This is a genomic window from Photorhabdus cinerea, from assembly GCF_011189575.1.
GTDB lineage: Bacteria > Pseudomonadota > Gammaproteobacteria > Enterobacterales > Enterobacteriaceae > Photorhabdus > Photorhabdus cinerea.
In genome coordinates this window covers 63,183-79,587 of record NZ_PUJW01000011.1, presented here as the reverse complement: position 1 = coordinate 79,587, position 16,405 = coordinate 63,183, and the positions used below count along the sequence as shown (strand labels likewise).

Here is a 16,405-nt window from a genome sequence, read left to right as displayed (position 1 = left end):
TTTAAAACGGTGCAACATTCAAGAAGAAACGCTGTAACCAACCCATGTTCTGCGCTTCATTAATATAGCCATTCCCCACATACTCAATGCGGGCATCAGCGACCTGATTGGAACTGACGGTGTTATTAGCATTAATTGTCCGTGGGTTAACGACACCCGAAAAACGGATAAACTCGGTTCCCTGATTGATAGCAATCTGCTTCTCACCGACCACATGTAAGTTACCGTTCGCCAATAACTGATCGACCGTCACGGTAATCGTCCCTCTGAACGTATTATTAGCATTAGCGCCGCCTTTCCCGCCGAAAGTATTCTCACCTTCCATCTCTAAATCAGTTTTATCTCCACCAATTAGCCCGCTAAGAAAACGAGGAGTCAGTGCTGCGGAAAATGTGTTTTTTCCATTACGGCTGGCATTAGCAGAAGAACTTTTGCTGGCGCTGACATTTTCCTGCAATGTAATCGTCAAAGTATCGCCAATATTTCGTGGGCGGCGATCTTCAAATAACGGCTGATAACCATAATAAATAGGCTGTACTACCTGAAAAATAGCCCCATTAGGGACTGGCGCGATTGTCGCAGAAGGTGCTGCGGTGGTTGCCCCTTCAACCAAAGGTTTTTGCGGGATATACGCACAGCCCGTTAATAACAATACCGCTAGTGCTATACTGCCACGCCATTTATTTGCCACATTTTTCCGTAAATGGCGGAACTGACAAACGGCGCTGATCTCGGCAACAGCCATTGTATCCATCTTCGATACTCTTAATTTATCCCTGAATAACGGGGAAACTGAATGTTCCCCGCGGTTCTGATTGACGATTAGGTTATAACTGAGTCAGTTTTTGTAGCATCTGATCAGACGTCGATATCGCCTTACTGTTAACTTCATAAGCACGCTGAGTCTGAATCATATTGACCAATTCTTCAGCGATATTGACGTTAGATGTTTCTACATATTTATGCTGGAGCAACCCAGCGCCATTTATTCCTGGTGTATTTTCAATCGGTACGCCAGAGCTGCCAGTCTCTACATAAAGGTTTTCACCAATACTTTCTAACCCACTGTCATTGATAAAGGTTGTCAGGGTAAATTGACCAACTTGCTGAGGTGTCGATTGCCCCTGTATTTTCGCACCGACAACACCATCACGGCTAATGGTGAGATCCGTTGCGTTATCAGGAATGGTAATGGTAGGAAATATCAAAAAACCGTTCGCGGTCACCAACTGCCCATTTTGATCTTCCTGAAATGCACCGTCACGAGTGTAAGCACTGGTACCATCAGGTAACTGAACCTGAAAGAAACCCTTCCCTCTAATAGCAACATTATGACTGTTATTAGTTTTAGATAAGTCTCCCTGAGTATGTATACGTTCTGTTGCTACCGGACGCACCCCAGTACCCATCTGTAAACCAGAAGGTAAACGGGTTTGTTCCGATGACATCGCCCCGGGTTGACGAATGGTCTGGTAAAGCAGATCTTCAAAGACGGCACGCTGGCGTTTAAAACCATTGGTGCTGACGTTTGCCAGGTTATTGGCAATCACATCCATATTGGTTTGCTGGGCATCCAACCCAGTTTTAGCAATCCATAATGATCGGATCATCGGTTTTATCCTCTGTGTCTAAATCAACTCATTGATAACAGCTGATTAGCACGTTGTGCATTTTCATCTGAGCTATGGATGACTTTCATCTGCATTTCAAAACGACGGGCGTTGGCAATCATACTCACCATACTTTCCATCGGGTTGACGTTACTTCCTTCAAGCGCACCGGGCATTAATTTCACTTCCTCGCTGGCAGGTAAGACGTCACCCTGTAACGCTTGCGCCTGTTCAGTCATATGGAAGAGACCATCATCACCTCGGACAAGTTGATTGTTCTCTGGCTTCACCATTTTCAATTTGCCAAGTTGCCCCAGTAAAGTTGGCGGATCACCGGCAACCAAGGCAGAGATCGAGCCATCAGCCGCTAGGGTTAATTCAGCTTGTGGCGGCACATCGATTGGACCGTTTTCACTCATCAGCAAGTTACCCTGGACAGTTAACTGACCGTCCGCTGAAATTTGAATGCTACCGTTACGGGTATAAGCCTCAGAACCATCTTCAAGCTCAACCGCCAGATACCCTCCCTGTCCAATCGCCACATCCAGCGGACGTGCGGTATAGTTCATCGGCCCCTGACGATTGTCAGTGCCCGGCGTTGAAGCCACGACCAAAGTACGCGTGTTATAGGCCGCCCCTTCAACAGGCACCGCCCGCAAAGCAGCCAGTTGCGCCTTGAAACCCGGCGTCGATGCATTAGCCAGGTTATTTGCCGTCACCGCTTGATGTTCCAGGGTCTGACGAGCGCCGCCCATTGCGGTATAAATGACATGATCCATAATGCTATCCTGAAACTATCAGCGCATGCTGACCAGAGTTTGCAGGATCTGATCCTGAGTTTTGATGGTCTGCGCATTGGATTGATAGTTACGTTGAGCAACGATCATATTGACCAACTCTTTGCTCATATCAACGTTAGACGATTCCAGCGTCTTACTGAGCAATTCGCCAAAGCCGCCTGATCCCGCAATACCGACAATCGGACTACCTGAAGCGCCCGTTTCTACCCAAACATTGTCACCCTGTGCTGCCAGTCCTTCCGGGTTAGCAAAGTTGGTTAGAACAATCTGGCCTAATACCTTGGATTGCTGATTAGAATAGCTGCCGATAACACGGCCATCTTTCTCAATACTGTAGCCAGTGAATTTACCTGCGGCATAACCGTCTGGCTTGAGTGTCGATATGCCATCAGCATCAATTTTCTGCTGTTTACTGCCATTAAAATCAATAGTGATATCAGCGTCATTAGAACCATTCAATCGAGGAATGCGAAACGTGAACTGATTATTGTCTCCAATCAGTTTACCATTGCTATCAAATTTCAACGTCCCCAACGGGTCTGCTTTAGCGCCCTCAACCGTACTATCCTGAGCATGAACCTGCCATTCGTTATCGTTCGTTTTCGCAAAAAAAACCTTGATAACATGTGGGTTCCCCAAGCTATCAAAGGTGGTAACACTGGTAGGATAGCTATAAGAATCTTTATTTTCTGGCGAAAAAGCCCCGGTTACCTTTTCATGCATTGAGTTAAGGTTTGCCGTCATCGTGACTTTAGTTGTCGCTTTAGCCGCCAGCATATCCTGAGATATTGTGATTGGTTCTGGGTTAGCACCTTTCTGAATTTCTGGCTCTCCCCCATTGACACTCACTGCCGGATAACCGGTCAATTTCATGCCTTGCATATTAATAATGTTGCGGTTCTCATCTAATTTAAACTCACCGTTACGGGAGTAGCGGATTGTGCCATCACTACCTTGCACACGGAAAAAACCGCCTTGAGTAATCGCCAGATCAAGTGTTCGGTTAGTCGTCGTCGGCGTACCATCTTTAAAGTTCTGGTTAATACCCGACATTTGTACCCCCAGACCGACCTGAGAACCTGCAAAAATGTCAGCAAAAGCAGCCGAACTCGATTTAAAACCATATGTCGCTGCGTTAGCGATATTATTACCGATAACATCCAAATTACCTGCTGCTGCATTCAAGCCACTAACTGCCTGTGAAAAAGCCATATTACTCTCCGTTAAAATGCTTGTTTGTTAAAGAATCTGACGTATCTGATCCATAGTGACGGCACCGATCCGTCCTAAATCTAACCTGGCGCCGTCCGCGTCACGCGTAACACCATTCACCTTCGCGGATTTTAGTGGCAGAGATACTCGCGGCTCACCTTGATAGCTGGCTGCAATAGTGATTGTATAAGCGCCATCCTCAACCTTAGTGCCATCTTCTTTTATGCCGTCCCAAGAGAAACTATGAACTCCCGCTTCTAACGCACCGATATCAATTTGGCCTACAACCCCGCCTTGCTTATCAGTGATAGTAACTTTCACACTATCTGCCGGTCTTTCCAGCTCAATACCAAATGGTGTCGTACTGATGCCGCCATTTTGTTCGTTTGCACCAACCAGAATGGTCTCCCCTGGGATCATAACGTTTCGTCCAATCAGGGCTGATGCTTGTAAAGACTGACTATTGTTCATCTGACCGACAATAGATCCCACCGTGGTATTCAGCTTTTCGATCCCCTCTAGCATGTTGATCTGCGCTAAATGAGATGTTAACTCATTGTTCTGCATCGGATTAGTTGGATCTTGGTTTTTTACTTGCGCGATCAGCAATTGCATAAAATTGCTATTCAGCTCTTCGCTGTTCTTCTTGTTCGTCTTGCTGTTCTGGACCAACTCCCTGACCGTAGTATCATCCTGATATCCGTTTATTGAACTGGTAATTGCCATGAGTCGCCCCTGTTACTGACCTAACGTTAATGTTTTCAGCATTATTGATTTAGTCGTATTAAGCACTTCAACGTTAGCTTGATAACTACGAGAAGCCGAAATGGTGTTAATCATTTCTCCGACTACATCAACGTTTGGCATACGTACATAACCCTTTTCATCGGCCAACGGGTGTCCCGGCTGATATTCAAGGCGGAACGGGGTTGGATCATCAACAATTTCACTGACTCTGACACCACCCGTTTCTTGTCCCGCCGGTGCAGCAACACGAAAAACAACCTGTTTAGCCCGATATGGCTGACCATCAGGCCCCGAAACACTATCGGCATTCGCCATATTACTGGCACTGACATTTAACCTTTGGGATTGAGCGGATAATGCCGAACTGGCAATATCAAAAACACTGAGTAAAGACATGGCCTTTATCCTTGCTGTAAAACTGACATCATGCTTTTAACCTGAGAGCTGGTCGCCGTCAGCTCGGCCTGATATTTCAGGCTGTTATCCATAAAATTGCTGCGTTCCATATCCATATCCACCGTGTTGCCATCCATTGCTGGCTGATAAGGCACGCGATACAGCAAGTCCATTTCCATTCTCTTCTGAGGCTGAATGGGAATATGCCGATCGGATGTCAGAGTCAGCCCGATCCCGTTCCCGGTGACCCGACCGTGCGCAATGGTTTTTTTCAGTTGTGCGGCGAAATCAATATCCCGCGCCTGATAGCCAGGCGTATCCGCATTGGCGATATTAGCGGACAGTATTTCCTGCCGCCGTGATCGCAATGACAAGGCTTCCTGCTGAAAATGAAAGGCTGCATCTAATTTATCGAGCATATTCCTCCCTCTGATGTGACTTACCTGTGTTGTGAATCTTAATATCCCCTTCATCCTTCAAGTTGCTGCTTTGTTGGCTGCTTTCACTTGCCGCCGCGCTACAAATTGAAATCTGTTGGGTATAACGCCTTTCGCGATCGCGAAGTTCGCAGTAAACAGAATAAACGCAGAAGGAAAAGCCTATCGGATGAATAGACGCTAATTGAATTGCTATTTATCCCATTAACTGACGTTCAATACAGATACACTGTGCACCATTAAACGGCTGCGGATTTATTGACTTTATCGACAGAAATAATGAGAGCGAGAAGATGCAAGCTATAAAGATTATCGGGCTGTTCGCATTTTTCTTTATTATCCCGATGGCATGGAGCAATCCCTTATCTCAGGCCATAACGCATTATTTCCAACAGATACACCGGGGTAATCACCATAACGTTTCTGTTGAAATCAGAACGCCGGAACAACAATGGCCTCAATGTGAATTGCCAGAAATTCAGCCACCGATTGGTGGTCAAAACTGGGGAAATATCTCTTTGCCCGTCATCTGTCATCAACAACGCAAATTTATTCAAGTCGCTGTCAGTGTCACGGGAAACTATTTGGTTACCCGTCGTGCCCTCTCCCGTAATGATGTTTTATCAGAGAAAGATTTTCAGGTCAGAAGCGGATTACTGGAAAAACTACCCCATGATCTGATTTTTAACAAAAATGAAATAAAAAACAGCGTTGCTGTGCGCAACGTCCCGCTTGGGCAGGTTCTCACGCGCAACATGTTACGCCGCCCGTGGGCTGTGCGGTCAGGTCAAAACGTGGTGGTAATTGTACAGGGAGATGGCTTTCAGATACGGAATGAAGGGAAAGCTATTAATAATGCTGCCACTTCTGATAAAGTCAGAGTTCGAATGAATTCAGGGCACGTTATAACCGGCCAGGCATTAGAAAACGGCAGTGTAAAAATCATGTTATAAGTTACTAAAGTTTTCTTTTACTGTGCCGATATAACCAGCATAGCACGATTTGCAGGTATGCCAATGGCGTGTAACCTGCTCCGATCCATAGGTGAACCTATGCCTGGCCATAAAGGATAATAATTATGAGTATCGAACGCACTCAACCCTTATTAGCTATCGCCGCTGTTCAACAGCGACCGACTAATGAAAGCGCCCAGGGCCCCCGCAAAACCTCCGGCGTTACTTTACAAAGCAGTGATGCACAAGTAAAACTGAGCGAAGCACAAACAAAACTAGTTCAACCAAGCAGCCAAGATATCAATGTCCAAAAGGTGCAAAAGTTGAAAGAAGCTCTTGCTCAAGGAACCTTAAAAATGAACAGCGGTAAAATCGCAGATGCTCTGCTCAAAGAAGCCGCCGAGAATTTTCAGCATTATAAGAAATAGTTAAACTTGTTATGGAAGAACTGCAACAATTACTCGAACAGCAAATGACTCATTTAACCTCGCTGACCCAAATAATGACGGAAGAGCAACGTATTCTGTGCGAAGGTTTTATTGAAGCACGAGATTTGCACCGGGTAACAGAACGAAAAAATTTCCTGTTGTCCGCGCTTAGCCATTCAGAACAGCAGCGTCTTAATTTAAGCAAAGCGCTAAATGTCATTGCACCTTATGATAAGCAACCTATACTTGCCACATTATGGCAACAGATTGGCAAAGCGATTATCCGGGTTCGTGATTTAAACACGCATAACAGTTCATTGTTAACCCAGCATCTTGATTTAAATAGTAAAGCCATTGCTTTCCTAAAAAGTCATCATAGCCCCTCTCTTTACGGTTCAGACGGCCAAGCTGCCCGTCACAGCATACTTTCCGGCCACAAAGTTCAGGTTTGATTCAGTGCATTACCGCCTATTGCGGTAGTGCCGTTTTTTATTGCTTTGATAGTATTTGTAAGCACCACCTTCCTGTTCAACCCAAACTTCGTAGCTACTCACGGAGTCCTCAAACATGAATAATTCAAACGAAATGTACTGTGAAATGGTTGTTGTAATCAGGGAAGAACGAATTAGCAAAAATCACCGTTTGTAAGCCAACGTAACAATTGCGCAACGATAACGTGTTGCGAAAATATACTGCAAAATAGGAATAAGCAACAACAGGTAATTATCAAAAATCAGGCTATACCCTATGGATTTCAAGATGCATCGCAACGAATAGGGCGCTGCTACGCTGTAACAGCCCACGTTCGTGGGCGAAGTGCCGAGGATGATGTTCAGCTTAGTGACTATGATGTTATTTTAACATTCTCAAAAACATAAACCGCACCGGCTTTGGACTGAGAATCGACACTCTCTAACGTTGCACCAACAGCCAAACTCGTCCCCGCCTTATTCAAGCCAACAGGTCCACCAAAACCATTTAAATTGTCTGAATTGCCTGAAGGGTTCAAAATCTCCATAGGTGCTTCCATATTCCACTTATCATTCAGACAGGTATACAGATACACCCGGGAAGCCGCCCCCACTGCCAAACGATCTCCCGCATCATTCAGTTCGAGAGAGCTACCAAAATATACGCTACTTGCCGGGGCCGAAAACTTAATGGGATTTTCTTTATCCCAGATCCCATTCGTGCGCGTATACAGATAAACCTCCCCATCCGTGGATTTATAAAACTCCGTACCCACCACCAAACGATCTCCCTCTGCATTCAGGCTAAAAACCCTGCTGAAGCCAGATGATTCACCTTCAGGGTGACTGAACTTAATAGGGTTTTCTCCATCCCAGACCCCATTTATGCGTGTATACACATAAATTGTGCTTTTTGGATCGAAATCATGCGTCGCCAGACAGTTTCCCGCGGCACTCAGGTGGGCAACCCAGCCAAACTCATAAAAATTCGGAGGGAGCGGAATCTGAACGGGGTTTTTTGTATCCCAGATCCCATTCCGGCGCATAAATATACGGAACGCAGTGTAGTGTTTGGCACCGCCCACCAGACAGTCTCCTGCGGCGCTCAAGCTGACACTCGCACCAAAGTATTCACTTCCAATCGGAAACACAACGGGATGTTTTGTATCCCAAACGCCCTTCGTGCGCGTATACACACAAACCCGCCCTTGGTTATAAGTGGGATACGGCAATGTGTTTCCCAACGCCAGGGTATCGCCAGCCGCATCCAGAGAGACATCCCATGAAGATTTATGATATTCATCTTCATAAGCCTCAAACACAATCGGCTTGCTTATATTCCACTCACCACTCTTCCGGCGCGTATACACACAGACTTGATTATTCATCCCAACCGCTAAACAATCTCCCGCCGCGCTCAGGCTAACAGAAATGCCAAAACGCTCATCTTCTTTAGGGAAGGGAGAAACAATTCGCGTTATCATGGTGCGTTTCAAACCCAACAACTGCGTGATCTCCATCCGCTCCCGCCGCGATAAACTGAAAAAATCTGTAAACTGAACCTGCCGATCGGCATCCAATTTCAGATACCCTCCTCCATCAAAAGAGAGTCCACCTTCTGGCTTCAATGATAGCGCCAAAGCCCCTTGTTCAGGGTTTAACCCGCCAGAATGGTGAGTGTTGAGAGCCAGTTTTCCTTTACCATCCCGTTTCAGCCCTGCGGTCGGGCCATCCCCCTGAGCGCCATCAATGATTTCATATGCCTTATATGCCTCATCAATCAAATGGGAAAAGGCTTCAGGCATGAGTCGAACACCAGACTTAAAACTCGCTTTCAATGAGTCAACGGTACTAATTTCTTTATCAGTCATCATATTTCCTCAAAAGCCAGCCGTATTAGACAGTCACCGTCACCTGTTTTCTGTCCTCTGTCTTCCATTTGACATCCTCAAAAACATAAACTGCACCGGCTTTGGATTTAGAATCGACACTCTCTGACGCTGCACCAACTGCCAAAATCGTCCCCGCCTTATTCAGGCTGACAGATACACCAAAAGTCTCCAAATTGTCTGGATTGCCTGAATTGCCTGAAGGGTCCAAAATCTCCATAGGTGTTTCCATATTCCACTTATCATTCAGACAGGTATACAGATACACCCTGGAAGTCGCCCCCACTACCAGACGATCTCCCGCATCATTCAGTTCCAGAGAGCGGCCAAAATATGTTACGTCACTTGCAGGAGCCGAAAACTTAATAGGATTTTCGCTATCCCAGATCCCATTTGTGCGCGTATACAGATAAACCCTCCCATCAATCATGGATAAATTATTACCCGCCCCCATCACCAGACGATCTCCCTCCGCATTCAGGCTAAAAACCTCGCCAAAACCGTATGGGCTACCTTTAGGGGCCTTGAGCTCAATGGGGTTTTCTGTATCCCAGATCCCATTCGTGCGTGTATACACATAAATCGTGCTTCTTGCAGAAAAAAATTCTTCTCCAAACACCGCCAGACAGTTTCCCGCAGCACTCAGGCGGGCAGCATCGCCAAACCGAATAGCATTCGAAGGGCTCGGAAACTTAATAGGATTTTCTCTATCCCAGATCCCGTTCGTGCGTGTAAACATATGAAGCGTAGAGGATGAGCCCCCAGCTACTAGACAGTCTCCTGCTGCGCTCAAGCTAATATTCAAGCCAAAGATTTCATTGCTGCCCGGAGCCGGAAACCAAACGGCCTTTCTCGCATCCCAGACGCCATTTGTGCGCATATGTACACCAACCTGCTTTTCGAAATCATAGGGCCTACTATTTGCCAACGCCAGGCAATCTCCCGCCGCATTCAGACTGACATTCCATGAAGATCTAATATAATCACTTTCAAAAGACTCAAGCACAATAGGCGTGCTTGTATTCCACTCACCACGATTCCGGCGCATATATACATAGACTTTATTAATCATCCCAACCGCTAAGCAGTCTCCCGCCGCATTCAGGCTAACAGAATAACCCAAGGACTCATACTTTTCGGGAGAGGGAGAAACAATACGCGTCACTATGGTGCGTTTTAAACCCAATAACTGCGCGATCTCCATCCGCTCCCGCCGCGATAAACTGAAAAAATCCGTGAATTGAACCTGCCGATCGGCATCCAATTTCAGATACCCTCCCCCAGCAAAAGAGAGTCCACCTTCTGGCTTCAATGATAGCGCCAAAGCCCCTTGTTCAGGGTTTAATCCGCCAGAATGGTGAGTGTTGAGGGCCAGTTTTCCTTTACCATCCCGTTTCAGCCCTGCAGTCGGGCCATCACCCTGAGCGCCATCAATGATTTCATATACCTTATATGCCTCATCAATCAAATAGGAAAAGGCTTCAGGCATGAGCCGAACACCAGACTTAAAACTCGCTTTTAAAGAGTCAACAGTACTCATTTCTTTATCAACCATAATATGTCCTCAAAAGCCGTATTAGACAGTCACCGTCATATGTTCTCTGTCTTCTATTTGACATTCTCAAAGGTATAGACTGCACCGGCTTCAGGCGCAGAATCAACCTTGGTTAAAACTGCACCAACCGCCAAACTCGTTCCTAACTTATTCAAACTGACAGCCTTACCAAAACCATTTACATTGTCTAAATTGCCTGAAGGGTCCAAAATCTCGATAGGTGTTTCCATATTCCACTTACCATTCAGATAGGTATACACATACACCCGGGAAGCCGCCCCCACCGCCAGACGGTCTCCCGCATCATTCAGTTTGATAGCGCAGCCAAAATACGTTACGCCACTTGCAGGAGCCGAAAATTTAATGGGATTTTGTGTATCCCAGATCCCATTCGTGCGCGTATACAGATAAACCTTCCCATTAATAATGGGTGAATCATCATCCGCCCCCACCGCCAGACGATCTCCCTCTGCATTCAGGCTAAAAACCTTGCCAAAACCGGGTGAGCTATCTTTAGGGGGATTGAACCTAATGTAGCTTTCATCCCAGGTCCCATTCGTGCGTGTATACACATAAACCATGTTTATTGCGGGAGAAGGATAATTAGCAGCGGTACCATGCACCGCCAGGCAGTTTCCCGAGGCACTCAGACAAATCATGGCAACGTTACCATAACTCGAAAAATAAAGCTTAATGGGGCTTTCTCTGTCCCAGATCCCATTCGTGCGTGTATACACATAGAGCTGAGAGCCGTTTCCCACCACCACCAGACAGTCTCCTGCTGCGCTCAAGCTGACATTCACATTATTGTTTCTATAAGAATTCTTGATTGGAAACACAATGGGATTTTTGGTATCCCAGACGCCATTCGTGCGCATATACAAACAAACTTCCATTGTTTGAGTATCAATTGGAGTTGAGTATCCCACAGCCAAGTTATCTCCCTCCGCATCCAGACTAACACTCCATGAAGCACTACGATATTTATCTCCATAAGCCTCAAACACAATGGGTGTGCTTGTATTCCACTCACCCTTCCGGCTCATATACAAATAGAGCACTTTCCCCATCCCAACCACTAAGCAGTCTCCCGCTGCATTCAGGCTAACAGAAGTGCCAAAGCGTTCATTCTCTTTGGGGGAAGGGGAAACAATACGCGTCATCGTGGTGCTGGTGCTGCGTTTCAAACCCAACAACTGTGCGATCTCCATCCGCTCCCACCGCGATAAACTGAAAAAATCGGCAAACTGAACTTGCCGATCGGCATCTAATTTCAGACGCCTTCCCCCATCAAAAGAGAGCCCACCTTCTGGCTTCAGTGACAGTGCCAAAGCTCTCTGATCAAGGTTTAACCCGCCAGAATGGTGAGTGTTAAGGGCCAGTTTTCCTTTGTCATCTCGTTTCAGCCCTGCGGTCGGGCTATCCCGCTTATCACCATCAATGATTTCATATACCTTATATGCCTCATCAATCAAATGGGAAAATGCTTCAGGCATGGGCGGAACACCAGACTTAAAACTCGCTTTCAATGAGTCAACAGAGCTAATTTCTTTATCAGTCATAATATGTCCTCAAAAGCCGCATTAGGCGGTCACCGTCATCTGTTTTCTGCCTTCTGTCTCAGCATTCAATAACAACTTTGCAATTTGTTCCCGCGTCTCCTCAGGAAGCAATTTAAAAGCTTGTGCCGAAACCGCTACAGTACCATCCACCGACAGCGCCCCAGATTTATCCAACATCAATCCCCCATTGGGCTGTAGCCTTAACGCAAGTCCCTTCAGTTCCACCGCGATGCCATCACCAGTCTTAACCGCCAAACGGTTGTCGATAACCTGCAACCCGCCCCCCGGATGATAAGCTTGATCACCATCCTGCCAACCAAAAAGCTGCCGCCACAACGTGGCCCAATCAATCAGTGAATAAAATGCCGCCTCAGTCGGGATCTTGCCAGGGGCGAAGTGGGTACTAAGCTGGCTGACCGTTTCATCTGTTATCTCTTTCGCCATCGTCTTTTCCTCATTTAGCTAGTCGTAAAGGTAAACTTTCCCTTCGCCACTTTTCCAGCCACTGGTGCCAATCGCCAATGTATTGGCGTCACCACTAAAACAAACACCGGCACCAAATTTATGGTTTGATTCCCCATCCAGCTCCAGTAATTTGCTCTGCATAACCCATTGTTCATCCTGATAGCTAAACCACCATACCGCACCGGTTTGCACACCTGTGTCATTTTTACCAACAGGTGTTGACACCACCAGCACCTGGCCGTCACCACTCAAAGACAACTCGCTGCCAAACCTTTCCCCGGCAGTCACCGCTTCTCTCAGTATCCCCATAACTTGCCATACATTACGGTGACGCTGGTACAAATAGACCGCACCAACATTGTCCTTCTCTCCCGGGCACCCCACCGCCAGAATATTGCCGCTATCGTTCAGGCTGAGACTGGCGCCAAAGCCGTCACTGCTGTTGAGTGAAGGAGAAGTCAGCGAATTGAGTGGCAGTTGCGGCTGCCAGTATGCCCCGTGACGATGAAATATCGTCACTTCACCGTTATTACCGTTACGCCCTGTTGCCGCCACTGCCAAGGTTGAACCATCCGCACTCAAGCTTAGTTTGCCGCCAAACATATCGCCCTGTGCCGGAGAAGATAAGGTCAGACGCTCACCAAGCTGTGACCATTTCTTCCCGTCATACTGGTAAAGATACACTGCGCCGCAGTCAGTCAATAAACCCGATCTCCAGCCATAAGAACCTACTGCTAATAGTGTGCCATCAGCGCTCAAGCCCACAGCGCAACCGAAATGCTGCTGAACGTTCGCCTCACTAAGCCAAAGTTTGGCAGATTTCTCCCACGCGCCATTTGCCAATCTGCGATAAACGAACACCGAACCATGCCCACCATCACTGTTTCGGTTTTCAATACCCACCGCGAGAACATTACCATTTCGATTCAGACTTAACGCTCTGCCGCTATAACCACTGACGTAATTAGCGAATTGCTGCCGCCAACCGTTATCGGTATAAGAAAATAGATATACAGGATCCTTTCCTTCTGCCCCACTAAGCGCGATAGTTTTCCCATCGCCGCTGACACTGACAACAGCGCCAAGGTTTTTATTGTTACCGTTGGTCGGCAAATCAAACGCGGGCAACTGAGCCTTACTTGCTGCCATTTCCTCAGCATGAATCAGCCAACGGTAAAGTTCCCTTTTTTGTTCCTCTGTAAAACTCTCAAACAATTCCAGCGACAATTTAGATTCGGGACGTATTCCCAATTCGCCATTAATGAACTGTAAGCCGCTGCTCTTATCAATATTGACAGCAATTTCACGCTCCTCCCCGATACGCACCCCATCACCGGGATTCACTAAGAGTAAATTCACTTCATCCAGATCCCGGTTCAATCCTGCCCCTGGATTATTATCGATCTGACCTAGGTCCAGCCCAGCTAAACGCCGACCTTCCGCCGCGATTTGCACCAATTGAGTATAATTTTCACTTTTCGGCAGGGAATATAATTTAAACCAGGATTTAACTTCCTCTTTATCCAACAAATTATTCTCGCTGGATGTAAATATCTTGTTGTGAGCCATTAATACCTCCAATGCAGAATGACAAATAAATTAACGTTGTTACACGCCGTTCTATTCTTTTACTTTCTGGATAAACAATATTCTGGCTTTATCCCCCTTTTAATGTTTCTCTTCATTCTAATTGGCCTCTTTATCGGTAAATTTTGCCGAATCGTCTGGCGTGGCGATATGTTTAACTCCCGAACCGGGCATTCCTTCTCTGGGTACAAACAGCACCTCTGCGGCTTTTAGCTGTTCGTAGTTTTTCTTACTCCAGAAGAGTTCTTCATCGGCAAACTTCGCCAAATCGTTGGGTGTGGCAACATGTTTAATCCCCACACCACGTATTTTTTCTGCCGGTATAAACAACACCCTCACAGCTTCCATCTGTTTGTAGGTTTTCTCATTCCAGTAACCTTCTTCATCGACAAACCTCACCAAATCACCGGGCGTGGCGACATATTTAATTCCCAGACCAGGTAGCGCTTCACCCGCCGGTGTAAACAACACCTCCGCAGTTTTCATCTGCTCATAAGTTTTTTCATTCCAGAAAAGTGCCTGATCGGCAAATTTTGCCAAATCATCGGGTGTAGCAACATGTATCACGACAATATCTTCTTGATATAGCGGCGGTTCGGTGGACATAATATTCCCCCCATTGATAAAGTCAGACTTTGGTTATGTGTTATAGTTGATACTGCCCTCGAAAGACACGCTCCCGATAACACTTATTTAATATTTAACTTGACTAGGCTATTCGTTTTTCGTACGACACAATCATCTATATTTAAGCATTATAGAAAAGTGAGTTTTTTCCAGCCATTTAATAAGATTTTAATTACTTTTTTTTAAAAGTTTCACATAAAAAGACATCATTCAAATAATATTCCACCAGCATTTCAATAACCATTAATTTAATTAGACTTAATCAACCAAGAATTTTATTAGGATAAACATAATAATCAATGATTACTTATAAATGCCACATATTTACACCTGGCTATTTCATTGCCACATAATGAAAACATTTTACTTCAACAATTAATAAAATAACTCGTGCACTTGAATAACACCAAAATCATAATTATCCACATTAAATAATTCATAACCGGAGAAAACCGATAAAATAACGAAGGAAAATGGTTAATATAAATAACCATATTAATCTCCTATTTAATTTTTCACAACATTTAAATGAAGAGATTTATTAACGAATAATAAAAAATATAAATGTCTAATATAGAATTTTAGACTTAATAAAATAGAAAACTGAGCATCCTTCAACCAGCTTTGTATTTAATAATGAGATTGATAGTATAGAGCATGAGAGTTACCTCGTATTTTGTTTAAGATTTAAAATCTATACCAAAATCGGTAACTCTCAATTTTTAAGGTTTTGTATCAGCGCAAGTCATGCCTAATACACATTAAATTAACTTAGTCGATTATTTTCCAAATATCCTGGTTTTGGCTGGTATTCCGTCTGAGAATCTTGTACCACTCCAGTCTATCTGATTGGGTGGTATACCGAATTTTTTCCATGTCAAATTAACGGGTACTCCAAGTATGCATGCAGCAATAAATCGATGCTGACCATCCATGATATGGGTAAGCCCTGTCTGGCTATTGCGCCAGACAACGATTGATATTGGATTTCCCTTTGTTTTGAAACTTTCTATTTTTTCATCAACAACTTTTTGAAAAACTTCTGCTTGAGCGGGTAGTGGTGCTGAATTCCCAATATCATTTCTTCCCACAGGGCTGCCTTTTAATATTGACGTGTCATATGTGCCCTCATTTCCTTTTAGTTGAGGTCCGTTTGCTGTTTTTCTTGATGTTACGGGTTTTAACATATTTTTATACATATTTAACTCTCATCCTTTTGAATTGTGTGGGGCATCAGATATTACTGAATTTTCTTTTTCCGTCACTAAATTTTTAGTATTATTTTTTATCTTCCCTCTATCATTATTTTATTCAACATTCGATTCCCTAACCCGTTATTTTTTATTCTCACTCAATATAACTTGATCTATTTTTAAGCTATTCCGAGAGTTTTTTAAGATCAGCCACGGACATAATATTACCACTTATGAATTTCAAATAAAAAACATATTGGAAATAAACAACATATAGATTACATTCATTATTTATATTTAATTTCATCTCAAAATGGAAATATTAAATATATAATTAGATAAACAGTCACCTTAAATTCCAATTAATTTATCATATACCCTATGGATTTAAAGATGCATCGCGACGGCAAAGGAGTGAATCCTCGAGAGCATAGCTAACTATGTGACCGGGGTGAGCGAGCGCAGCCAACAAAG

17 protein-coding genes are annotated in these 16,405 nt (G+C 44.9%); 3 read left to right on the top strand and 14 right to left on the bottom strand.

Annotated elements, in window-relative coordinates; translation table 11 throughout:
• Window position 1: 1 nt before the first annotated feature.
• The 7 genes from C5469_RS12190 to flgB all read right to left on the bottom strand — a co-directional run bounded on the left by C5469_RS12190 (window position 2) and on the right by flgB (window position 5,184).
• Window positions 2–754 carry a flagellar basal body L-ring protein FlgH gene (locus C5469_RS12190; protein WP_166306728.1) on the bottom strand — a complete coding sequence of 251 codons (753 nt, stop codon included), beginning with the start codon at window positions 752–754 and terminating at the stop codon, window positions 2–4.
• Window positions 755–827: 73 nt separating this feature from the next.
• Entirely contained in the window at window positions 828–1,610 is a 783-nt protein-coding gene (flgG, locus tag C5469_RS12185; protein WP_166306725.1) for a flagellar basal-body rod protein FlgG, read from the bottom strand.
• 23 nt (window positions 1,611–1,633) lie between these two features.
• On the bottom strand, window positions 1,634–2,389 hold the full coding sequence (locus C5469_RS12180; RefSeq protein ID WP_166306722.1) for a flagellar basal body rod protein FlgF: 756 nt from the start codon (window positions 2,387–2,389) through the stop codon (window positions 1,634–1,636).
• 18 nt (window positions 2,390–2,407) lie between these two features.
• Entirely contained in the window at window positions 2,408–3,622 is a 1,215-nt protein-coding gene (gene flgE, locus C5469_RS12175; RefSeq protein ID WP_166306719.1) for a flagellar hook protein FlgE, read from the bottom strand.
• 27 nt (window positions 3,623–3,649) lie between these two features.
• Window positions 3,650–4,348, bottom strand: a complete 699-nt coding sequence (gene flgD / locus C5469_RS12170; RefSeq protein ID WP_166306716.1) for a flagellar hook assembly protein FlgD — start codon at window positions 4,346–4,348, stop codon at window positions 3,650–3,652.
• 12 nt (window positions 4,349–4,360) lie between these two features.
• Window positions 4,361–4,765 carry a flagellar basal body rod protein FlgC gene (flgC, locus tag C5469_RS12165; RefSeq protein ID WP_166306713.1) on the bottom strand — a complete coding sequence of 135 codons (405 nt, stop codon included), beginning with the start codon at window positions 4,763–4,765 and terminating at the stop codon, window positions 4,361–4,363.
• Between the two features lie 5 nt (window positions 4,766–4,770).
• The gene (gene flgB / locus C5469_RS12160; RefSeq protein WP_015834786.1) at window positions 4,771–5,184 is read right to left on the bottom strand and encodes a flagellar basal body rod protein FlgB; all 414 of its coding nucleotides are present in this window, start codon (window positions 5,182–5,184) and stop codon (window positions 4,771–4,773) included.
• 311 nt (window positions 5,185–5,495) lie between these two features.
• Between flgB and flgA the strand changes: the two genes are divergently transcribed.
• The 3 genes from flgA to C5469_RS12145 all read left to right on the top strand — a co-directional run bounded on the left by flgA (window position 5,496) and on the right by C5469_RS12145 (window position 7,035).
• Complete coding sequence (flgA, locus tag C5469_RS12155; RefSeq protein WP_166306710.1) at window positions 5,496–6,155, top strand: flagellar basal body P-ring formation chaperone FlgA; 660 nt, start codon at window positions 5,496–5,498, stop codon at window positions 6,153–6,155.
• A gap of 125 nt (window positions 6,156–6,280) precedes the next feature.
• The gene (gene flgM, locus C5469_RS12150; RefSeq protein WP_166306707.1) at window positions 6,281–6,583 is read left to right on the top strand and encodes a flagellar biosynthesis anti-sigma factor FlgM; all 303 of its coding nucleotides are present in this window, start codon (window positions 6,281–6,283) and stop codon (window positions 6,581–6,583) included.
• Between the two features lie 11 nt (window positions 6,584–6,594).
• Entirely contained in the window at window positions 6,595–7,035 is a 441-nt protein-coding gene (locus tag C5469_RS12145; protein WP_166306704.1) for a flagella synthesis protein FlgN, read from the top strand.
• 392 nt (window positions 7,036–7,427) lie between these two features.
• On the opposite strand, the gene C5469_RS12140 is transcribed toward C5469_RS12145, so the two are convergent.
• The 7 genes from C5469_RS12140 to C5469_RS12110 all read right to left on the bottom strand — a co-directional run bounded on the left by C5469_RS12140 (window position 7,428) and on the right by C5469_RS12110 (window position 15,937).
• On the bottom strand, window positions 7,428–8,927 hold the full coding sequence (locus C5469_RS12140) for a hypothetical protein (RefSeq protein ID WP_166306701.1): 1,500 nt from the start codon (window positions 8,925–8,927) through the stop codon (window positions 7,428–7,430).
• A gap of 22 nt (window positions 8,928–8,949) precedes the next feature.
• On the bottom strand, window positions 8,950–10,500 hold the full coding sequence (locus C5469_RS12135; protein WP_166306988.1) for a hypothetical protein: 1,551 nt from the start codon (window positions 10,498–10,500) through the stop codon (window positions 8,950–8,952).
• A gap of 50 nt (window positions 10,501–10,550) precedes the next feature.
• Window positions 10,551–12,059 (bottom strand): hypothetical protein, encoded by a 1,509-nt coding sequence (locus tag C5469_RS12130; RefSeq protein WP_207628971.1) that lies wholly within the window; start codon window positions 12,057–12,059, stop codon window positions 10,551–10,553.
• A 21-nt stretch (window positions 12,060–12,080) separates the two neighbouring features.
• Entirely contained in the window at window positions 12,081–12,503 is a 423-nt protein-coding gene (locus C5469_RS12125; RefSeq protein ID WP_166306698.1) for a hypothetical protein, read from the bottom strand.
• Window positions 12,504–12,521: 18 nt separating this feature from the next.
• Complete coding sequence (locus C5469_RS12120) at window positions 12,522–14,093, bottom strand: lactonase family protein (RefSeq protein ID WP_166306695.1); 1,572 nt, start codon at window positions 14,091–14,093, stop codon at window positions 12,522–12,524.
• Between the two features lie 117 nt (window positions 14,094–14,210).
• Window positions 14,211–14,717, bottom strand: a complete 507-nt coding sequence (locus C5469_RS12115; RefSeq protein WP_166306692.1) for a hypothetical protein — start codon at window positions 14,715–14,717, stop codon at window positions 14,211–14,213.
• Window positions 14,718–15,517: 800 nt separating this feature from the next.
• Window positions 15,518–15,937, bottom strand: a complete 420-nt coding sequence (locus C5469_RS12110; protein WP_166306689.1) for a hypothetical protein — start codon at window positions 15,935–15,937, stop codon at window positions 15,518–15,520.
• Window positions 15,938–16,405 lie beyond the last annotated feature (468 nt).